Annotated in this window: 15 protein-coding genes; 4 read left to right on the top strand and 11 right to left on the bottom strand. The window is 71.8% G+C overall.

Annotation, left to right across the window (positions count from 1 at the left end):
- Window positions 1-269: 269 nt before the first annotated feature.
- Both M8H82_RS16135 and M8H82_RS16140 read left to right on the top strand, forming a co-directional pair.
- Window positions 270-3,089 carry a glycoside hydrolase family 3 C-terminal domain-containing protein gene (locus tag M8H82_RS16135; protein ID WP_250074490.1) on the top strand — a complete coding sequence of 940 codons (2,820 nt, stop codon included), beginning with the start codon at window positions 270-272 and terminating at the stop codon, window positions 3,087-3,089.
- A gap of 158 nt (window positions 3,090-3,247) precedes the next feature.
- Entirely contained in the window at window positions 3,248-3,598 is a 351-nt protein-coding gene (locus M8H82_RS16140) for a hypothetical protein (protein WP_250074492.1), read from the top strand.
- 63 nt (window positions 3,599-3,661) lie between these two features.
- On the opposite strand, the gene M8H82_RS16145 is transcribed toward M8H82_RS16140, so the two are convergent.
- The 3 genes from M8H82_RS16145 to M8H82_RS16155 all read right to left on the bottom strand — a co-directional run bounded on the left by M8H82_RS16145 (window position 3,662) and on the right by M8H82_RS16155 (window position 9,152).
- Window positions 3,662-5,107, bottom strand: a complete 1,446-nt coding sequence (locus tag M8H82_RS16145; protein WP_250074495.1) for an aldehyde dehydrogenase family protein — start codon at window positions 5,105-5,107, stop codon at window positions 3,662-3,664.
- A gap of 134 nt (window positions 5,108-5,241) precedes the next feature.
- A complete protein-coding gene (locus M8H82_RS16150; protein WP_250074497.1) occupies window positions 5,242-6,927 on the bottom strand; it encodes a PucR family transcriptional regulator in 1,686 nt (561 codons plus the stop codon).
- 110 nt (window positions 6,928-7,037) lie between these two features.
- Window positions 7,038-9,152 (bottom strand): ATP-binding protein, encoded by a 2,115-nt coding sequence (locus M8H82_RS16155; protein WP_250074498.1) that lies wholly within the window; start codon window positions 9,150-9,152, stop codon window positions 7,038-7,040.
- Between the two features lie 242 nt (window positions 9,153-9,394).
- On the opposite strand from M8H82_RS16155, the gene gabT reads away from it, so the two are divergent.
- Both gabT and M8H82_RS16165 read left to right on the top strand, forming a co-directional pair.
- Entirely contained in the window at window positions 9,395-10,729 is a 1,335-nt protein-coding gene (gene gabT / locus M8H82_RS16160; RefSeq protein ID WP_250074500.1) for a 4-aminobutyrate--2-oxoglutarate transaminase, read from the top strand.
- A 337-nt stretch (window positions 10,730-11,066) separates the two neighbouring features.
- Entirely contained in the window at window positions 11,067-11,705 is a 639-nt protein-coding gene (locus M8H82_RS16165) for a phosphatase PAP2 family protein (protein ID WP_374211668.1), read from the top strand.
- Here M8H82_RS16165 and M8H82_RS16170 read toward each other — a convergent pair.
- From M8H82_RS16170 to M8H82_RS16205, 8 genes are all read right to left on the bottom strand, one after another.
- A complete protein-coding gene (locus tag M8H82_RS16170; protein ID WP_250074504.1) occupies window positions 11,644-13,437 on the bottom strand; it encodes a glycoside hydrolase family 18 protein in 1,794 nt (597 codons plus the stop codon). The two genes, M8H82_RS16165 and M8H82_RS16170, sit on opposite strands and share 62 nt — an antisense overlap.
- A 112-nt stretch (window positions 13,438-13,549) precedes the next feature.
- Window positions 13,550-13,996 (bottom strand): hypothetical protein, encoded by a 447-nt coding sequence (locus M8H82_RS16175; RefSeq protein WP_250074506.1) that lies wholly within the window; start codon window positions 13,994-13,996, stop codon window positions 13,550-13,552.
- Window positions 13,997-14,110: 114 nt separating this feature from the next.
- Window positions 14,111-15,529, bottom strand: coding sequence for an FAD-binding oxidoreductase (locus M8H82_RS16180; RefSeq protein ID WP_250074508.1), 1,419 nt, complete (start codon window positions 15,527-15,529; stop codon window positions 14,111-14,113).
- Window positions 15,530-15,553: 24 nt separating this feature from the next.
- Window positions 15,554-16,354 carry an ABC transporter permease gene (locus tag M8H82_RS16185; RefSeq protein WP_250074511.1) on the bottom strand — a complete coding sequence of 267 codons (801 nt, stop codon included), beginning with the start codon at window positions 16,352-16,354 and terminating at the stop codon, window positions 15,554-15,556.
- Complete coding sequence (locus M8H82_RS16190; RefSeq protein ID WP_250074514.1) at window positions 16,355-17,284, bottom strand: ABC transporter permease; 930 nt, start codon at window positions 17,282-17,284, stop codon at window positions 16,355-16,357.
- Window positions 17,284-18,441, bottom strand: a complete 1,158-nt coding sequence (locus tag M8H82_RS16195; protein WP_250074516.1) for an ABC transporter ATP-binding protein — start codon at window positions 18,439-18,441, stop codon at window positions 17,284-17,286. The genes M8H82_RS16190 and M8H82_RS16195 overlap by 1 nt, the downstream gene beginning before the upstream one ends.
- Complete coding sequence (locus M8H82_RS16200) at window positions 18,438-19,685, bottom strand: spermidine/putrescine ABC transporter substrate-binding protein (protein ID WP_250074518.1); 1,248 nt, start codon at window positions 19,683-19,685, stop codon at window positions 18,438-18,440. Before M8H82_RS16200 ends, M8H82_RS16195 begins: the two co-directional genes overlap by 4 nt.
- 51 nt (window positions 19,686-19,736) lie before the next feature.
- A complete protein-coding gene (locus tag M8H82_RS16205) occupies window positions 19,737-21,272 on the bottom strand; it encodes a gamma-aminobutyraldehyde dehydrogenase (protein ID WP_250074520.1) in 1,536 nt (511 codons plus the stop codon).
- Window positions 21,273-21,366: the final 94 nt, after the last annotated feature.

Below are 21,366 nucleotides of genomic sequence, written 5' to 3' on the forward strand. Positions count from 1 at the left end.
TGTCGTAAGTGGAACTGGCTGAGCGGAAGCAGTCCTCCGACCAATGTCTGCGTGCTGCGTCGAAGCGCTTCGATGTTGCTGTGAGGTTAAGTGAACACCCAGGGGCGCACAAGGGCCGCTCCCAAGATTCCTCCGCCGCAGGCGACCCGACCATTTCTCATGTGCGGCCTGAATGGGAGCTGCTGATCCCTTGACACCCACCCACCTGTCGAATCAGCATCGAAGCGCTTCGAAAGAGCCGCGTCGATCCATCCCAAGGGGATCCCCAAGTGACCGCAGACCCGCCGCCCACCCCGCCTTTCCGCGACCCCGGCCTGCCGGTCGCGAAGCGCGTCGACGATCTGTTGGCGCGGCTCACGCTCGAGGAAAAGATCGGGTTTCTGCACCAGTTCGCCCCGGCCGTCGAGCGGCTCGGGGTCGCCGCGTTCCGCACCGGCCAGGAGGCCCTGCACGGCGTGGCGTGGATGGGCCCGGCGACGGTCTTCCCCCAGGCGGTCGGGCTCGGCGCGACCTGGAACCCGGAGCTGGTGCGCCGGGTCGGCGCGGCCGTGTCCCGGGAGGCCCGCGCGATGCGGGCCCGCGACGAACGCGTCGGCCTCAACGTCTGGTCCCCGACGGTCAATCTGCTGCGCCACCCGCTGTGGGGCCGCAACGAGGAGGGCTACTCCGAGGACCCGAAACTGACCTCGGCGATCGCCACCGCGTACACCCGGGGCCTGCGCGGCGACCATCCGGTGCACTGGCGGACCGCCCCGGTCCTCAAGCACTGGCTGGCCCACAACAACGAGACGGACCGCGACACGGCGTCCTCCTCGGTCCGCCCGCGCGTGCTGCACGAGTACGACCTGCGCGCCTTCCGCGAGACGGTCGAGGCGGGCGCGGTGGCCGGGGTGATGCCGGCGTACAACCTGGTCAACGGCCGCCCCAACCACGTGTCGCCGTATCTGCGCGAGCAGTTGCGCACCTGGACCGGGGAGGAGTTGCTGGTCTGCTCGGACGCGGGCGCGCCGTCCAATCTGGTCGACTCCGAGCACTACTTCGACACGCACGAGGAGGCGACGGCGGCCGCGCTCCGGGCGGGCGTCGACAGCTTCACGGACCACGGCACGGACGGCTCGAAGATCACCGCACGGGTGCGGGCCGCGTACGAGCGGGGCCTGGTGAGCGAGGCGGACATCGACACCGCGGTCCGCCGCCAGCTCTCGGTCCGCTTCCGTCTCGGCGAGTTCGACGACCACCGGGACCCCGGCGCCTTCGACACCCCCGAACACCGCGCGCTGGCCCAGGAGGCGGCCGAGCAGGCGGTCGTCCTGCTGCGGAACGACGGTGTGCTGCCGCTGCGACCGGACAGCCGTATCGCCGTCGTGGGCCTGCTCGCCGACGACTGCAAGCTCGACTGGTACAGCGGCACCCTGATCCACCGGTCCACCCCGCTGGAAGGGCTGCGCGAGCGGTTCGGCGCCGACCGCGTGCAGTTCGCGGAGGGTGTGGACCGCATCCGGCTGAGAACGTCGGCGGGGGTCTTCCTGTACGTCCCCGAAGGCGCCGCCGCCGAGGAGGTGCGCGGCGCCGAGGGCGCGCTGGACCCGGCCCTGCTCGCGGGCCGCACCGATCTTCCGCCGCTGACCACGGACCCGGTCGGCACCGAACTCGCGCTGGTGGACTGGGGCGAGGGCGTACTGACGCTGCGCGCGCCCGACGGCCGCTATCTGTCGGTCGCCGAGGACGGCTACGTCCGCGCCTCGGCCGACCAGCCGGGCGGCTGGGTCGTGCAGGAGACCTTCCGGCTGGAACCGCACGACAGGGGACACCTCCTCCGGCACCTCGGCACGGGCCGCCACGTCTCGGTCGCCGCCGACGGCGTGAAGGTTGCCGGGACGGACCCGGAGATCTTCGAGACGGTCGTCGTGGAGCGCGGCGAGGAGGCGGTGGCCCGGGTCGCGGCAGGGGCCGACGTGGTGCTGGTGGTCGCGGGCAACGACCCGCACATCAACGGCCGCGAAACCGAGGACCGTACGACCCTGTTCCTGCCCGCCCACCAGGAGCGGCTGCTGCGCGCGGCCCGCGCCGCACAGCCCAGGACGGTGCTGGCGCTGGTCTCCGCCTACCCGTACGCGGTCGAGCCGGGCTCCCTGGCGGCCCTGCTCTGGACGGCCCACGGCGGCCAGGCCGCGGGCACCGCGCTGGCCCGGGTCCTGGCCGGTGACGTCTCCCCCGCCGGGCGCCTCCCGCAGACCTGGTACGCGAGCGACGCCGACCTGCCGGACCTGCTCGACTACGACGTGATCGGCGGCTGCCAGACCTATCTGTACTTCGAGGGCACCCCGCTCTACCCGTTCGGCCACGGCCTGTCGTACGCCTCGTTCTCCTACGCCGGGCTGTCCGCGCACGTGGCCGAGGACGCGGTGCGCGTGTCGTTCACGGTGACCAGCACCGGGCGGCGCACGGCCGCCGAGGTCGCCCAGCTCTACGGCCGGGCCGTGGATCCGTCGGTCCCGCGTCCCCGGCGCGAACTGCTCGCCCACCGCCGCGTCACCCTCGCTCCCGGCGAGCGGACGCGGATCGACTTCGACGTGCCGCTGTCCGCCTTCGCGTTCTGGGACGTGGCGCACGGCCGATGGCACCTCGACCCGGGCCCCTACGACCTGATGGCCGGCGGCTCCAGCGAGGACATCCGGCTGCGTACGACGGTGACGCTCGCCGGGGAGCCGGTGGCCCCGCGCGCGGTGCGGCAACGACGTCTGGACGCGGCCGACTTCGACGAGCAGAGCGGCACCGCGATCGTCGACCGTACCAGGACGACGGGCGACGCGGTGACACCGGCCGGGGACCGGGCGGGCGAACTCCTCTACCGGGCCTGCGACTTCGGCCCGGGCGTCACCGGGGTGACGGTGACGGTGGCCGGCCGGGGAACGGTGGAGGTGTCCCTGGACGGCAGGCCGCCGCTGGCGACCCTCACGGCGGACTCGCCCCCGGGCCCGTACGCCTACACCGAACTCACCGCCGACTTCACGGCCGCGGGCGTGCACGACGTCCGCCTCGCACTGCGCGGCGCCCTGCGGCTCGCGCACGTCGGCTTCTCCGGTTGAGGGGCCGGACCGAGCCGGCCGACAGGAAGGGGCCCGGCGCCGGAAGGCATCGGCGCCGGACCCCTTCGCGAAGACTATATGAAAACGGTTCCCATTAGCCAGGAGTTCGGCGCGGGAAAGCCGTTACGCCCGCCGCCGGACTGTGGCAGCCTGCCGCCATGCCAGCCGAACTGCGCGAGCACGCAGGCCGCCACTACGCGGTCCAGTTCCACTACGCGCTGCCCGACGACGCCTGGGCGGTGGAGCTGAGCGAGGCCAGACCCACCCCGGCGTCCCTCAGCGAGGCCCCCGGCGCGGAGACCTACATGCCCGGGGTGGCCTTCGTGGTGGCGGTCGTCCCGGACGAGGACCCGGGTCTGGAACCGACCGTCCGTGTCCACAGCCACGACGAGCACGTCGTGCCCTACGAGATCATGCGCTGGTTCATGGAGCTGGTGGCCGATCAGGTGGAGCGCTGCCGCACCGCCTTCGAGCAGGAGGAGCGCGGCGGCTCGCAGGCCGCGGGCTGAATGACACCGGCGGCCGGAGCCCCCGCACAGTGGGCTCCGGCCGCCGGGGGCCGTCGGGTCGGCTCAGAGAGCGAGGCCGGTCAGGACCAGGACCCGCTCGTAGGTGTAGTCGTCCATCGCGAACCGCACGCCCTCACGGCCCACGCCGGACTGCTTGGCGCCGCCGTACGGCATCTGGTCGGCGCGGTAGGAGGGCACGTCACCGATGACCACGCCGCCGACCTCCAGGGCCCGGTGGGCACGGAAGGCGGCCTGCACGTCGTGGGTGAACACGCCCGCCTGGAGGCCGTACTTGGATGCGTTGACGGCGGCGAACGCCTCGGCCTCGCCGTCCACCTTCTGCACGGACAGCACCGGGCCGAAGACCTCCTCGCAGGCCAGCGTGGTGCCGGCCGGCAGGTCGGTCAGGACGGTCGGCGCGTAGGAGGCGCCGTCGCGCTTGCCGCCGGTGAGCAGCGAGGCGCCCGCCTCGACCGCTTCCTGGACCCACGCCTCGACGCGCCGGGCGGCGTCCTCGCTGACCAGCGGGCCGACGTCGGTCTTGTCGTCGGAGGGGTCACCGGTGACCTGGGCCTCGACGGCGGCGACGATGCGCGGCAGCAGCCGGTCGTACACCGCGGCGTCGGCGATCACGCGCTGCACCGAGATGCAGGACTGGCCGCCCTGGTAGTTGGAGAAGGTGGCGATCCGCGTCGCGGCCCAGTCCAGGTCCTCGTCGCTCGCCCAGTCACCGAGGACGACGGCGGCGCCGTTGCCGCCCAGCTCCAGGGTGCAGTGCTTGCGCGGCACCGAGTCCATGATCGCGTAGCCGACCTGCTCGGAACCGGTGAAGGAGATCACCGGCAGCCGCTCGTCCTGGACGAGGGCGGGCATCCGGTCGTTGGCGACCGGGAGGATCGACCAGGAACCGGCGGGCAGCTCGGTCTCGGCGAGCAGGTCGCCGATGATCAGGCCGGAGAGCGGGGTCGCCGGGGCCGGCTTGAGGATGATCGGGGCGCCGGCGGCGATCGCGGGGGCGACCTTGTGCGCGCACAGGTTCAGCGGGAAGTTGAACGGCGCGATGCCGAGCACGACCCCCTTCGGGAAGCGCCGGGTCAGCGCCAGCCGGCCCTGGCCGCCGAGGTCGGTGTCCAGCCGCTGGGCCTCGCCGCCGTTGAAGCGGCGGGCCTCCTCGGCGGCGAAGCGGAACACGGAGACGGCACGGCCGACCTCACCGCGCGCCCACTTGATCGGCTTGCCGTTCTCGGCGGAGATCAGCTGGGCGATCTCCTCGGTGCGCTCGGCCAGACGGCGGCTGACTTGGTCCAGGGCGGCGGCCCGGACGTGCGCCGGGGTGGCCGCGAACTCGTCCCGCACGGCGTACGCGGCGGCCACGGCCTCCTCGACCTGGGCGTCGGTCGGCACGCTCACCGTGCCGACGACCCGGCCGTCCCACGGCGAGGTGACGTCGAAGGTGTCCTCGCCGGAGACCTGGCGGCCGGCGAGCCAGAAGGCGTGGGTGGAAGTCATGTGATCTCCGGCCCTTCCGCGTTGGGGGTGGGTGTTCCTCGGTTCGGGGTCCACGGTAGGGGCGCCGGGGCGGTGTGGCGTTTGTCCGACTCGTAGTAGTGGCCGGTGAGGGCACTACGGATTGGCGCGGTGGGCTAGTCGGCGGAGGTCGCCTTCAGCGCCAGCCACAGCTCCATGCGCACGTCCGGGTCGTCCAGGGAGCGGCCGAGGATCTCCTCGACGCGCCGCATCCGGTAGCGCAGGGTGTGCCGGTGGACGCCGAGGTCGGCCGCGGCCGCGTCCCACTGGCCGTGCCGGGACAGCCAGGCCCGCAGGGAGGCGACCAGATCGCCGCGGCCGGTCGCGTCGTGCTCGCGCAGCGCCCTGAGCAGGCCGTCCGCGAAGGCCCGTACCGCGTCGTCGGCGAGCAGCGGCAGCACCGATCCCGCCGCCAGCTGCTCGTGCTCCACGCACACCCGCCCGCGCCGCCGGGCCACCGACAGCGCCTGCTCGGCCTGCTTGTAGGCGGCGGCCGCGGCGATCGGGCCGGCCGGCGCGGACAGCCCGACGACCAGCTCGTCCTCCTCACCGGCCGCCGTCTCCCGTACGGCGCTGCCCGCCCGCGCCGCCTCCAGCGCCGTCGCGTACTCCGCGCACGCGGCCACCGCGGCGCCGCCGTCCGCGGCCAGCACCACCAGCCGCTCCCCCTCCGGCACCACCAGCACCGACTCCCCGGCGCGCGCGGCGGCCGACTCGACGATCTCGGCGAGCGCGCCGAGCGGGTCGCCGCCGGTGCCGGAGGCGGCGGCGAGGGCGGCGGCCGAGGGCTTGGCGCCGGCCTGGACGCGCGGCGGGTTCTCCACGGCGGCCAGGGCGGCCGACGCCGAGCCCGACACCGCCACCGACTCCGCGACGATCATCCGGAAGGGCGCGTCCAGCAGCGCGCCGTACAGGTCCCCGGCGACCGCGCGGGCGTGGTCCGGCTCGCCCGCGAGCAGCATGCGCAGCACCGCGGTGCCGATCCGCTGCTCGGCGGCGTGCAGGGAGCGGGAGCGTTCCGTGGTCAGGGTGAGCAGGGCGATGGCCGAGTGGACGGCGTACCGCTCGGCGGTGCCGAGGGCCGCGGCGGTGCCGACCGCGAGCGCCGCGCGGGGCCTGCGGCCGGTGCCCAGGGAGTGCAGTTCGACCCGGTCCTCGTCCTCCGGGCCGGCGACGACCGAGGAGGCGGGCGCCGGCCGTTCCCGCAGGCGTTCCACGTCCGCGGTGATCCGCGCCGCCCGGCGGCCAGCCCACTCGGGGGCGGTGGCGACGACGGCGCCGGAGGCGTCGTAGAGCGCGGCCCAGCCGTCGACCTGCGAGGCGAGCGCGGTGAGCAGCCCCTCGGGTCCGTCGGTCAGCGCCTGCCTGGTCAGTTCGCGCTGGGCGGCGAACCCCGCCGTCACGGCCCGGTACTGGTCGGCCGCGATGGCCGCCGACACGGCCTTGCTGATGGCGAGGAACGGGGTGCGGCGCGGCACCTCCAGCAGCGGCAGCCCCTCCTGCCGGGCCGCCTCGACCAGGGCGGCCGGGATGTCCTCGTAGTTCACCCCGACGGCGAACCCGAGACCGACGACCCCGGCGCCCGCCAGCCGCTTCACATAGCGGCGCATCGCCTCGGGGTCCTCCGCGTCCAGCTTCAGGGCGGTGATCAGCAGCAGCTCCCCGCCCTCCATGTAGGGGACGGGGTCGGCGAGCTCGCTGACGTGGGCCCAGCGGACGGGCACGTCCAGGCGGTCCTCACCCGCACGCACGGTCAGCTTGAGCGCGGAGTGATGGACGAGCGAGGCGAGCGTGGGGGGCATGAGGCCTTCAGTTCGGTGACGTCCGTGTGATCGTCGTGATCACTTGGCCGCTGCGTATGAACGGCCTGTGCCGATTCTGCCTCACCGTACGGTCGCGGCGCCGCCCCGAATCAGCCCCGCAGATCCACCAGCAGCGGTGGCGCGTGCTCTCCCCGCACATCCGTCAGCGACAGCACCGCGTGTCCCGGCGGCACCGCGTGCGCCAGCTCGGAGGCCGACCACCGCTCCCGCTCGACCTGCCGCACGGTGACGGCCCGCGCGGTCGGCGCCTTGCCGGTGATCACCCGGCGCACCATGTGCACGGCCTTCCCGGCGGGCGTCTCCGCGATGATCTGCCGGTCGGTGACGTCCCGGGCCTCGGTCCACTCCTTGCCCCACACCTCGGCGAAGTCCTGCCCGTCCCACGGGGTGATCCCGGACAGCGCCATCCGGCACCCGGCGGCGCCGAGCAGCGGACCGCGCAGCGGCCGGGGCGCGTCGTCCAGGGAGCGCAGGGTCAGCACGGCGCCGGCGTTCCCGGACCGCAGCCGCTGGATGCCCCGGACGGCCTCGGGCGTCACCGCGCCCGTCGCGTCGTCGAGGATCAGACAGGCGAACAGCGACCGGTCCTCGCGCACCGCCACGCTCGCGGTGAACTGGGCGAGCACCAGCCGCGTCAGCATGCGCGAGGCGTCCGCGTGCCCGCGCGCGGGCAGGTCGATCCGGACCCGCACGGGGTGGTCGAGGGCCTTGAGGGAGAACGGCCGCGACTGCCCGGAGGTGTCGAAGAACCCGGCGAAGGCGGGCCGGTCCAGCAGGGCCACCCGGTCCGCGAGGACTCCCCCGACGTCGCCGGGCTGCGCCATCTGCCGCTCCCGGGCGTCCAGCTCCCGCAGCAGCGACTCCTGCCCCGAGCCCTCCAGCGCGGTGCGCAGCGCGGCGAGCGGTCCGGGCGCGCCGTCGAGCAGCTGGCGCAGCTCCGGAACGGACGGGAAGCGTCCGTGCACCGCCCGGAACGGGCCGAGCAACTGCGCCAGCACGGTCGTGGCGCGGCGGCCGTCGCTGCCGGGGTGCGGATCGGCGAGGTCCCCGGCCAGCGCCTCGGCCAGGACGGCCGCGGCCTCGTCGGGGTCGGTGGTCCCGCCGTACAGGTCGAGGTCGTACACGGACTCCGGGTTCCCGATGCGTACGACGACGTCGTAGGCGTCGGCCGGGCCGAGCCCGGTGCCCGCGGCGCCGACCACCACGACCGCGGCCCGGCCGGCGAGGGCGTGCAGGCACAGCGACTCGGCGAGCGGGCGGACGACGGTGCCGGTCTTGCCGGAGCCGGCCGGGCCGATGGCCAGCAGGGAGGTGCCGAGCAGTTCGGGGCCGAGGGCGAGGCCGGTGCCCCGGTAGGCGTAGGGGTTGCGGGGGTCGTCGGCGGTGGTGCCGAGCCGGACCTGGCCGGTGACCAGGTCGTGCGGGGCGAGCCGGGCGGGCAGGTCGCGGGCGCCGGAGGGGTGCGGGCAGGCGGCGGCGCCGTCCGTGAGCACCGCGCCGGTGAAGGTGGCGAGGCTGTGCCGCCCGCTGCGCACGCTCTGCCAGGCCCGGACGAGCCGAGCGTGATCCACGTCCCGCATCATCCCGGCCCTGGCCTCGGCGGCCAGCCGCTCGGCGGCATCCACGGCCCCCACGGCCCGAAGCTGCGGCCACTCGGCGGGGTCCTGCTCGGGGACGGGGGCCGCGGGGGCGGGCGGCCGGCGCCGGAAGCGGGGGGCGCCGAAGCGGTGCCAGACCTCGGACCAGCGACCGAGCCTGGCCACCCCGATCATGATGCCGATGGCGACGAGCACCTCGTAACCGCGGTACACGAGGGCGTTGCCGACGTCCCCGATGACACTGTCGTCGCCGCGCCAGGAGTCGGGGACGATCAGGTCGAACGGAATCCACCACCAGCTGCCGAGATAGCCGTTCTGCAGCAGGGACCAGATGAGCCAGCCGACGAGGAACGCGATCAGGGCCCCGCTCAGCAGTTGCCGCGTCGGAATCTCCTCGGGCTCCTCCACCGCCCTGGGGCTGTGCCCGAACCGCCACACCCCCGGCAGCGCCTCCGGCCGGGGCGTGCGCAGCCAGGTCAGAAAGGCGGAACTGTCCGGCGCTCGCGTCGGCCGGGGCGGGACCACCGGAGGGTCCGGAGGCGCCGCCGGACGCGGCACCGGAGTCGCATGCGTACCCCGCGCGTCCTGCGTCCCGTCGCTGTCCATCGCCCTTGCCCCCTGAGCAGCCATCCCGTATCACCGTCAGCGAGCCAATCTAACGCCCCGGCAAAGGGAGTTCACGGCTAGCCACCCCGGCGGGCCCGCGGAAAGCCGTACTCCCGCTATGTCCACCACGGACAACCCTCCCCCTCGACAACGCCCACATGGAGCATGCCCACCCCCCGTTCCCCGGCCTAGCCTGCGAGAAAAGAGAAGACAAGCTTCCGTAAAACCCCCAGGAGCCCCTCATGACCGACCTTCCGCAGGAGCGCCGCGTCGTCACCGCCATCCCCGGCCCGAAGTCGCAGGAGCTGCAGACCCGCCGCCTCGCCGCGGTGGCGCAGGGCGTGGGTTCCGTGCTGCCGGTGTTCACCGCGCGCGCGGGCGGCGGCATCATCGAGGACGTCGACGGCAACCGCCTGATCGACTTCGGCTCCGGCATCGCCGTGACGTCCGTCGGCGCCTCCGCCGAGGCCGTCGTACGGCGCGCGAGCGCCCAGCTCGCCGACTTCACCCACACCTGCTTCATGGTCACCCCCTACGAGGGTTACGTGGAGGTCGCCGAGGCCCTCGCCGAGCTCACCCCGGGTGACCACGCCAAGAAGTCGGCGCTGTTCAACTCGGGCGCCGAGGCCGTCGAGAACGCCGTCAAGATCGCCCGTGCCTACACCAAGCGCCAGGCCGTCGTCGTCTTCGACCACGGCTACCACGGCCGCACCAACCTCACGATGGCGCTGACGGCGAAGAACATGCCGTACAAGCACGGCTTCGGCCCGTTCGCGCCGGAGGTCTACCGCGTGCCGGTCGCCTACGGCTACCGCTGGCCGACCGGCCCGGAGAACGCCGGCCCCGAGGCCGCCGCGCAGGCCATCGACCAGATCACCAAGCAGGTCGGCGCCGAGAACGTCGCCGCGATCATCATCGAGCCGGTGCTCGGCGAGGGCGGCTTCATCGAGCCGGCCAAGGGCTTCCTGCCGGAGATCGTGAAGTTCGCCAACGACAACGGCATCGTCTTCGTCGCCGACGAGATCCAGTCCGGCTTCTGCCGTACCGGCCAGTGGTTCGCCTGCGAGGACGAGGGCATCGTCCCGGACCTGATCACCACCGCCAAGGGCATCGCGGGCGGTCTGCCGCTCGCCGCCGTCACCGGTCGCGCCGAGATCATGGACGCCGCGCACGCGGGCGGCCTGGGCGGCACCTACGGCGGCAACCCGGTGGCCTGCGCCGGCGCCCTCGGCTCGATCGAGACCATGAAGGAGCTCGACCTCAACGCCCGGGCGAAGAACATCGAGGCGGTCATGAAGGCCCGCCTCGGCGCCATGGCCGAGAAGTTCGAGATCATCGGCGACATCCGCGGCCGCGGCGCGATGATCGCCATCGAGCTGGTCAAGGACCGCACCACCAAGGAGCCGGACGCGGCGGCCACCGCCGCCCTCGCCAAGGCCTGCCACGCCGAGGGCCTGCTGGTCCTGACCTGTGGCACCTACGGCAACGTGCTGCGCTTCCTGCCGCCGCTGGTCATCGGCGAGGACCTGCTGAACGAGGGTCTCGACATCATCGAGCAGGCCTTCTCCCGCATCTGACGGGGACCAGGGGGTCGGAGGGTGTGAAGAAGGTGTGCGAGGTCTCTGTCAGGACGCGAAACCACCTGTCCTGGGCCCACCCCCTGTCGTAGGTTCTACCCAGATGAGAGATACACCCCGCCCACAGGGGACTGTGGGTGACATCAGGACGGGGCCTCCCCAGCTTCGCCCTGGTCGTGCCCTCGCGCACACATACGGGGCCTCAGGCCCCGGATCTCCTCACCGATCGGACAACCGCCCGCCCCAAACCCCCCGGGGCGCGCGGCCATCCGATCCGGTCGGCCGCGCCGGAACCACCCCCCCTGTTCCGGGGCGGCCGACCTCCCTCCTCTCCCTCCTGGGACTTCTCGGGCTTCCCGCCCTTCTCTTCGCGCTGATCACCTGGCAGGTCGTGGCCGACGGCCCGCTGGTGGACGTGGACGAGCGGCTCAGCACCGCTCTCGTCCACCCCGACCGCGCCGGTGAACTCCTCTCCGACCTGGGCAATGTCCAGATCGCGCTGCCCGTCCTGCTCCTCGGCGCGGGGTACGCGGCCTGGCGGTCCCGGCGCCACGGCACGGACCGCTGGTGGCTGCCGGCCGCAGGCGCCCTGCTGCTGATGGGCCTGGTCCCGGCCCTGGTCATCCCCCTCAAGGAGCTGACCGACCGCCCGGGCACCCCGGCCGTACCGCCGGCCACCGGCTACTTCCCGTCCGGCCACACCGCGACCGCCGTCATCGCCTACGGCGCCGCCACCCTGCTGCTCCTGCCCCTGCTGCGTTCCCCGGCCGCCCGCCGCGCCGTCGTCACCGGCTGCGCCGCCCTCGTGCTCGGCGTCTCCTACGGCCTGGTCCGGCGCGGCTTCCACTGGCCGCTGGACGTCGTGGCCAGCTGGTGCCTCGGTACGGTCCTGCTGACCGGTTACGTCCTGCTCGTCAGCCGAAGTATCCGTCGAACGTCCGCTGGAACTCCCAGTTCGCGTACCGGTCCCAGTTGATCGACCACGTCATCAGGCCCCGGAGCGCGGGCCAGGTGCCGTGGGTGGCGTACGAGCCGCAGCCGACCTTCTTCGTCAGGCAGTCCAGGGTCTTCACGACCTCGGCCGGCGGGACGTGGCCGTTGCCCGCGTTCGTGGAGGCCGGCATGCCGATCGCGATCTGGTCGGGGCGCAGCGGCGCGGACACGTTGCCGGCGTCTCCGGCGACGGGGAACCCGGTGAGCAGCATGTCGGTCATCGCGATGTGGAAGTCGGCGCCGCCCATCGAGTGGTACTGGTTGTCGAGGCCCATGATTGGGCCCGAGTTGTAGTCCTGGACGTGCAGCAGCGTCAGGTCGTCGCGCATGGCGTGGATGACCGGCAGGTACGCCCCGGCTCGCGGGTCCTGGCCGCCCCACTTGCCGGTGCCGTAGTACTGGTAGCCGAGCTGGACGAAGAAGGTCTCCGGGGCCATGGTCAGGACGAAGTCGTCGCCGTACCGGGCCTTCAGGGTCTTCAGGGCGGAGATCAGGTTGACGATCACCGGCGTCCGCGGGTTCCTGAAGTCGGTGTCGTCGGCGTCCAGCGACAGCGAGTGGCCCTCGAAGTCGATGTCCAGGCCGTCGAGACCGTACTCGTCGATGATCCGGGAGACCGAGCTGACGAAGGTGTCGCGCGCGGCGGTCGTGGTGAGCCGTACCTGCCCGTTCTGGCCGCCGATGGAGATCAGCACCTTCTTGCCGGCCGCCTGCTTGGCCCGGATCGCGGCCTTGAAGTCGGCGTCGCTCTCGACGTTCGGGCATTCGGTGGCCGGGCAGCGGTCGAAGCGGATGTCGCCGGAGGTGACCGAGGTCGGTTCGCCGAAGGCCAGGTCGATGACGTCCCAGCTGTCGGGGACGTCGGCGAGCCGGGTGTAGCCGGACCCGTTGGCGAAGCTCGCGTGGAGGTAGCCGACGAGGGCGTGCGGCGGCAGGCCGGGGGAGCCGCCGCCGCCCGCGGAGGTGGTCGCGGTGACCGGGGCGGACTTCGCGGACTCGCCGGCGTCGTTCACGGCGGCGACCTGGAAGGCGTACGCCGTCTGCGGTGCCAGTCCGGCCACCGTGGCCGAAGTTCCGTTCACGGTGCGGACCTTGGTCCCGTCGCGGTAGACGGCGTATCCGGTGGCACCCGTGACCGCGGTCCAGGACAGGTCGACGCTGGAGGAGGTGACCGTGCCGGTGCGCAGGCCGGTGGGCGGGGCGGGCGGCTGACCGGGGTCGACGGAGGGGCCGGCCAGGGAGATGTCGTCGGCGTGGTAGGCGCCGGTGCCGTACCAGCCGTGGGTGTAGATCGTGACCCTGGTGGTGGCCGGGCCGGTGCGGAAGGTGGTGGTGAGCTGCTGCCAGGCCGGGGCGGACTGGGTCCAGGCCGAGACGTCGGTGGTGCCGGTGCCGCTCGCGCCGAGGTACACGTAGGAGCCCCGGACGTGTCCGGTCAGCGTGTACTGGGCGTCCGGTCGTACGGTCACCGTCTGTGCGCACCGGGCGTTGTCGCTGCCGGCCGGGGTCGCCTGAAGCGCCGAACTGCCGCTGCGCACGGGTGAGGTGACGGTGGTGCCCGCCGTGCAGGTCCAGCCGTCGAGGCCGGACTCGAAGCCTCCGTTGCGGGCCAGGTCCGCGTCGGCCGCACGGGCGGCCGACGAGAGCGCGGTGATGCCGGTCGCGGCCAGCACAGTGGCCGTCAGGACGGCGAGGAAAGGTCTGGAGCGGTCCACGAGTGCCTCCGGGCATGGGGGATGTGGAGGGGTGGAACGCGCTCAACTTGGTCCAGACCAATCGGGTTGTCAAGACTTCTCACCGTGCCCGCGCATCCGTCACGGCACCGCTTCAGTCGTCCTCGGCCAGCCCGGCCGCCGCTTCGTGCATGGCGAGTTCGAGCAGCGCGGGATCGGTCAGCGTGCCGGAGCCGTCCGGCGGCACCAGCCAGCGGACGCCGCCCGTGGCACGTCCTGGGTACGGCACCACGATCCACGTGCCGGGGCCCGCCGTGCGGATGCCGGTGCCCAGCCAGCGGGCCGCGGTGCCCGGCGGTACGAAGAAGCCCATGCGCGCGTCGCCGAAGTCGACGAGCACCGGCCCGGGTCGGTCGAGGATGCGGGTGAGCACGTCGAGCGTCGGGTAGCCGAGTTCGGCCGGCAGGACGAGCACGTCCCAGGCCTTCCCGGCCGGCAGCAGCGCCACCCCGAGCGGGTTGCGCTCCCATTCCCAGCGGCAGGCCTCGGGATCCGGTGCCACGGACGCGAGCCATTCGACCGCCGTCTTCGCCCCTGTCATGACGGGGACCTCCCTTTTCCGTCGTGGACGCGTTCTGCGTCACGAGGGAGAGGGAGGTCCCCGGCCTGCCATTACGCGGGTTCTCCTCACCCGTACGGGTGAAATGAGTCACCGTCAGCTGTCGAAGCCCAGCCCCAGCCGGTCCATGGTCTTCAGCCACAGGTTGCGCCGCCCGTCGTGCGCGTCGGCCCGGGCCAGCGACCACTTGGTGAGCGCGATGCCGGTCCAGGCGAACGGCTCGGGCGGGAACGGCAGCGGCTTCCTGCGGACCATCTCCAGCTCGGTGCGCTCGGTGGACTCCCCCGCCAGCAGGTCCAGCATCACGTCCGCACCGAACCGGGTGGCGCCCACTCCGAGCCCGGTGAAGCCCGCCGCGTACGCCACCTTCCCCTGGTGGGCGGTGCCGAAGAACGCCGAGAACCGCGAGCAGGTGTCGATCGCGCCGCCCCAGGCGTGGGTGAAGCGGACGCCCTCCAACTGCGGGAAGCAGGTGAAGAAGTGCTCGGCGAGCTTGGCGTACGTCTCCGGCCGGTCGTCGTACTCGGCGCGCACCCGGCCGCCGTAGGGGTAGATGGCGTCGTAGCCGCCCCACAGGATCCGGTTGTCGGCGGAGAGCCGGAAGTAGTGGAACTGGTTGGCGCTGTCCCCGAGGCCCTGGCGGCCCTGCCAGCCGATCTCCTTGAGCTGGTCGTCGGTGAGCGGCTCGGTCATCAGGGCGTAGTCGTAGACCGGGACGGTGAAGGCGCGCACCCGCTTGACCAGGTTCGGGAAGATGTTGGTGCCGAGGGCGACCCGGCGGGCGCGGACGCTTCCGTACGGGGTGCGGACGACCATCCCGGCGCCGTACGGCTTCAGGTCCAGCGCGGGGGTGTGCTCGTAGACCCGCACCCCGAGCCGGACGCAGGCCGCCTTCAGGCCCCAGACCAGTTTGGCCGGGTTGAGGATGGCGACGCCCCGGCGGTCGTGGAGCCCGGCCTGGAAGGTCGGTGAGTCGACTTGTTGCCGTACGGCGTCGGCGTCCAGGAACTCGATGCCCTCGGCGAGGCCCCGGCGCTCGATCTCCTCGTACCACTCGCGCAGTTCCCGCGCCTGGTAGGGCTCGGTGGCGACGTCGATCTCGCCGGTGCGCTCGAAGTCGCAGTCGATGCCGTGCCGGGCGACCGCCGCCTCGATCTCGTCGAGGTTGCGGGCGCCCAGCTCCTCCAGCTGGTGGATCTCGTCCGGCCAGCGGGTGAGTCCGTTGGACAGCCCGTGGGTGAGGGAAGCGGCGCAGAAGCCGCCGTTGCGGCCCGAGGCGGCCCAGCCCGCCTCGCGGCCCTCCAGGAGCACCACATCCCGTCCGGGGTCGCGCTCCTTGGCCAGGAGCGCGGTCCACAGTCCGCTGTACCCGCCGCCGACGACCAGCAGATCGCAGGTCTCGGGGCCGGTCAGCGCGGGTTCGGGGTGGGGCCTGCCGGGGTCGTCCAGCCAGTACGCGACCGGCTGGGCATCGGAAAGTGACTTCGTCCAACGGCTCATGGCGCTTGGGGCCATGATTTCAACTCCCTACGACTGCGTTCATGCCTTGCGCTTGGTGCGGCGGTTGGTGACGACCATGGAGGTCAGGACGAGCAGTACGGCGATGATGAACATGGCGGTACCGATGACATTGATCTGAACGGGCGTTCCGCGCTGGGCCGAGCCCCAGACGAACATGGGGAAGGTGACGGTCGAGCCCGCGTTGAAATTGGTGATGATGAAATCGTCGAAGGAGAGCGCGAAGGCGAGCAGCGCGCCCGCGGCGATACCGGGTGCCGCGATCGGCAGGGTGACCCGGAGGAAGGTCTGCAGCGGGCCGGCGTAGAGGTCCTGCGCGGCCTGCTCGAGCCTCGGGTCCATCGACATCACGCGCGCCTTGACGGCCGTCACGACGAAGCTGAGGCAGAACATGATGTGGGCGATGAGAATCGTCCAGAAGCCCAGCTGGACGCCCATGTTGAGGAACAGGGTGAGCAGCGAGGCGGCCAGCACCACCTCGGGCATCGCCATCGGCATGAAGATCAGCGAGTTCACCGCGCCGCGCGCCCGGAACCGGTAGCGGACCAGGGCGAAGGCGATCATCGCGCCGAGGACCGTGGCGCCCAGCGTCGCCCAGAAGGCGATCTGGAGGCTCAGGGTGAGCGAGGAGCACAGCCCCGAGACCCCGCACGGGTCGGTCCAGGCGTCGGTGGAGAACTTCTGCCACTCGTAGTTGAAGCGGCCCTTCGGATCGTTGAAGGAGAACACCGTCACGACGACGTTGGGCAGCAGCAGATATCCGAGCGTGAAAAGGCCCGCCAGGACGACCAGATTGCGCTTGAACCAGTTGACGAAGGCCATTTAAACCAGATCCTCCGTGCCGGACTTGCGGATGTACAGCGACACCATCACGAGAATCGCGAACATCAGGATGAAGGAGAGCGCCGCCGCCGTCGGATAGTCGAGAATCCTGAGGAACTGCGACTGGATGACATTGCCGATCATGCGGGTGTCGGTGGAACCGAGCAGATCGGCGTTGACGTAGTCACCGGCGGCCGGGATGAACGTCAGCAGCGTGCCGGAGACGACACCCGGCATCGACAGCGGGAAGGTGACCTTCCGGAAGGTCGTGATCGGCCTGGCGTACAGATCGTTCGCCGCCTCGTGCAGCCTGCCGTCGATGCGCTCCAGCGAGGTGTAGAGCGGCAGGATCATGAACGGCAGGAAGTTGTACGTCAGACCGCATACCACCGCCAGCGGGGTGGCCAGCACCCGGTCCCCCGCCGTCATGCCGAGCCAGCTGGTGACGTCCAGGACGTGCAGCGAGTTGAGCGCGCCGACGACCGGGCCGCCGTCCGCGAGGATCGTCTTCCATGCCAGGGTGCGGATCAGGAAGCTGGTGAAGAACGGCGCGATCACCAGGATCATGATCAGGTTCCGCCAGCGGCCGGCCCGGAAGGCGATGAGGTACGCCAGCGGGTAGCCCAGCAGCAGGCACAGGACCGTCGCGGAACCGGCGTACAGCACCGACCGCAGGAACTGCGGGTAGTACTCGGTCAGCGCGTCCCAGTAGGTCGCGAAGTGCCAGGTGACCTCGTAGCCCTGCTCCAGCGAGCCGGTCTGCACGGAGGTGGACGCCTGGTAGACCATCGGCAGCGCGAAGAACACCAGCAGCCAGGCGAGTCCGGGCAGCAGCAGGAGGTACGGCGTCCAGCGGCCCCTCCTGCGCGGGGGCTTCTTCTTCGGGGCGGGGGGCGCCAGGGGCGGCGGCGCGTCGGTGAGGGTCGCCATCAGACCGCCTCTTCCTGGATGCCCGCGTCGATGTCCTGCGTGGCGTCCAGGCCGAAGGTGTGGGCGGGGCTCCAGTGCAGGACGACGTCGGCGCCGGGGACCAGACGGGCGTCGCGGTCGACGTTCTGGACGTAGACCGAGAGCTCGGCGCAGACCGGGCTGTCGATGACGTACTGGGTGGAGACGCCGATGAAGGACGCGTCGGCGATCGTGCCGGTGATGCGGTTGCGCCCGTCGGGGATCTCACCGGCGTCGTCGGCGTGCGTCAGGGAGATCTTCTCCGGGCGGATGCCGACCAGCACCCTGCCGCCGGTGGTGGTGGGGGCCGAGCAGCGCGCCTCGGGCAGGACGAGCTTGCCGCCGCCCGCCCGGAGGACGATGTCGTCGCCGCTCCTGGCGTCGACCTCGGCCTCGATGAGGTTGGAGGTGCCGAGGAAGTTGGCGACGAAGGTGGTTTTCGGGTTCTCGTACAGATCGGCGGGGGCGCCGAGCTGCTCGACGCGGCCGGCGTTCATCACGGCGACCCGGTCGGCCATGGTCATGGCCTCCTCCTGGTCGTGCGTGACATGCACGAAGGTGATGCCGACCTCGGTCTGGATGCGCTTGAGCTCCAGCTGCATCTGGCGGCGCAGCTTGAGGTCGAGGGCGCCGAGCGGCTCGTCGAGGAGGAGCACCTTGGGGTGGTTGATCAGCGCGCGGGCGACCGCGACGCGCTGCTGCTGGCCGCCGGAGAGCTGGTGCGGCTTCTTGCGCGCCTGCTCGCCGAGCTGGACCAGCTCCAGCATCTCCTCGACCTGCTTCTTCACGCTCTTGATGCCGCGCCGGCGCAGACCGAAGGCGACGTTCTCGAAGATGTCGAGGTGCGGGAAGAGGGCGTAGGACTGGAAGACGGTGTTCACCGGCCGCTTGTACGGCGGCAGCCGGGTCACGTCCTGGTCGCCGAGGAAGACGGTGCCGGAGGTCGGCTCCTCGAGTCCGGCGATCATCCGCAGGGTGGTGGTCTTGCCGCACCCGGAGGCGCCGAGCAGGGCGAAGAAGGAGCCCTGGGGCACGGTGAGGTCCAACGGGTGCACGGCGGTGAAGGAACCGTAGGTCTTGCTGATGCCGGTGAGGCGGACGTCCCCGGTGTGGTCGTTCTTCGTGGTCACGTCTGTCACGCCCCCGTCAGCTTCGCGAACTTCGTTTCGAACTCGGTCTCTTCCTTCGAGCTCAGCGAGCGGAAGGCGCGGGACTTCGCGGCCATGGCCTTGTCGGGGATGATCAGCGGGTTGTTCGCCGCGTCCTCGTCGATCTCGGCCAGTTCTTCCTTGACCCCGTCGACGGGGCAGACGTAGTTGATGTACGCGGCGAGTTCGGCCGCCGCCTTCGGCTCGTAGTAGTAGTCGATGAGCCGCTCGGCGTTCGTCTTGTGCCGGGCCTTGTTGGGGACCATGAGGTTGTCGGTCGAGGTCATGTAACCGCTGTCCGGGATGACGAAGTCGATGTCCGGGCTGTCCGCCTTGAGCTGGACGACGTCCCCGGCCCAGGCGATACAGGCGGCGAAGTCGCCGCTGGACAGGTCCGACGTGTAGTCGTTGCCGGTGAAGCGGCGGATCTGGCCCTTGTCGACGGCCTTCTGGATGCGGGCGATCGCCGCGTCGTAGTCGTCGGCGGTGAAGTCGCCCGGGTCCTTGCCCATGTCGAGCAGGGTCATGCCGATGCTGTCGCGCATCTCGGACAGGAAACCGACCCGGCCCTTGAGCTTGGGGTTGTCGAGCAGGTCGGAGACGGTCTTCACCTCGACGCCGTCCAGCGCCTTCTTGTTGTAGGCGATGACGGTCGAGATGCCCTGCCAGACGTACGAGTAGGAGCGGCCCGGGTCCCAGTCGGGGGAGCGGAACTGCGACGAGAGGTTGGCGTAGGCGTTCGGCAGGTTGGCCGGGTCCAGTTTCTGGACCCACCCGAGGCGGATCAGCCGGGCGGCGAGCCAGTCGGTGACGCAGATGAGGTCGCGCCCGGTGTCCTGGCCGGCCGCGAGCTGCGGCTTGATCTTGCCGAAGAACTCGACGTTGTCGTTGATGTCCTCGGTGTACTTGACCTTGATGCCGGTCCGCTCGGTGAACGCGTCGAGCGTGGGGTGGTGCTTCTCGCTCTCGTCGACGTCCATGTACTCGGTCCAGTTGGAGAAGCTGACTGTCTTCTCCTTGGCCGAGTGGTCGTCCGAGGACACTTCGCCCTCGGTCTTGCCCGCGGCCGGGATGCCGCAGGCGCTCAGCGTGCCCGCACCGCCGACCGCGAGCGCGCCGCCGGCGGAGGCGCGCAGCAGCGAACGGCGGCTGAGGGCGGCCCTGCCGTTGCGGAGGCTGCGCCGCATGGCGGCCACTTGGGCCGGTGACAGGCGGTCGGGCTCGTACTGCTCCATGCGCTTGGTGCCCTTTCGGAGGGGGCGGCCGCGGGTCGGGCGGCCTGGCTGCTATCGGTCCCCGAAGATCGTGCGGTGCCAGTCCTTCCGGGGCACCGCCGTGTTGTCGAACATGACGTGCTTGAGCTGCGTGTACTCCTCGAAGGAGTAGGCTGACATGTCCTTGCCGAAGCCGGACGCCTTGTAGCCGCCGTGGGGCATCTCGCTGATGATCGGGATGTGGTCGTTCACCCACACGCAGCCCGCCTTGATCTCCCGGGTGGCGCGGTTCGCCCGGTAGACGTCCCGGCTCCACGCGGAGGCGGCCAGGCCGTAGGGCGTGTCGTTGGCGAGCGCGAGCCCCTCGTCGTCGGTGTCGAAGGGCAGGACGACCAGGACGGGGCCGAAGATCTCGGACTGGACGATCTCGCTGTCCTGGGCGGCGTCCGCGACCAGCGTGGGCCGGTAGTAGGCGCCCTGTTTCAGGTCGCCCTGCGGGGCCTCGCCGCCGGTCACCACGCGCGCGTAGGCACGCGCCCGGTCCACGAACCCGGCGACCCGGTCGCGCTGGACGTGGGAGATGAGCGGGCCGAGGTCGGTGCCGTCGGCGAAGGGGTCGCCGAGCCGGACGCTCTCCATGAGGGCAGCGGTCCGCTCCACGAACGCCTCGTACAGCGGCCGCTGTACGTACGCGCGCGTGGCGGCCGTGCAGTCCTGGCCGGTGTTGATCAGCGAACCCGCGACGGCGCCGTTGGCGGCGGCCTCCAGGTCGGCGTCGTCGAAGACGACGAAGGGTGCCTTGCCGCCGAGCTCCAGGTGGATCCGCTTGACGGTGGCGGTGGCGATCTCGGCGACCCGCTTGCCGACGGCGGTGGACCCGGTGAAGGAGGTCATGGCCACGTGGGGGTGCCCGACGAGGTGCTCGCCCGCCTCCTTGCCCGCGCCGGTGACGATGTTGACGACACCGTCGGGGATGCCCGCCTCGGTGCAGGCCTCGGCGAAGAGCAGCGAGGTCAGCGGGGTGAGCTCGGCGGGCTTGAGCACGATGGTGTTGCCCGCGGCGATGGCCGGGAGCATCTTCCAGGCGGCCATCTGGAGCGGGTAGTTCCAGGGGGCGATCGAACCGACCACGCCGATGGGTTCCCGGCGGACGTAGGAGGTGTGGTCGCCGGAGTACTCACCGGCGGACTGCCCCTGGAGGTGCCGGGCGGCACCCGCGAAGAACGCGGTGTTGTCGATGGTGCCCGGCACGTCGAACTCACGGGTGAGCTTCAGCGGCTTGCCGCACTGGAGGGACTCGGCGCGGGCGAACTCCTCCGCCCGGTCGGCGAGCACGGCCGCCAGCTTGTGCAGCGCGTCGGAACGCTCGCCGGGGGTGGCCCCGGACCAGGCCGGGAAGGCGGCGCGGGCCGCGGCGACGGCGGCGTCCACGTCGGCCGGGCCGGCCAGCTCGTAGGTGAGCACCTCCTCGCCGGTGGCCGGGTCGACGACCGCGTGGGTGCGGCCGGAGGTGCCCTGGGTGAAGCGGCCCGCGATGTACTGCGCACCGGCCGCGAAGCGCTCGGCTGCGGGGAATCGTTCCGGGGTGGCGTTGCCCGGGTTGTGCATGTCGCTCTCCTCCGCCTTCGCCCCGCTGTCCACGGGGGCGGGTGGCGTAGCTCCAGCTCGATTTGAGTGCCGATCCTGACAGAGCCATAGCACT

The organism is Streptomyces sp. YS415 (assembly GCF_023544665.1).
Lineage (GTDB): Bacteria > Actinomycetota > Actinomycetes > Streptomycetales > Streptomycetaceae > Streptomyces.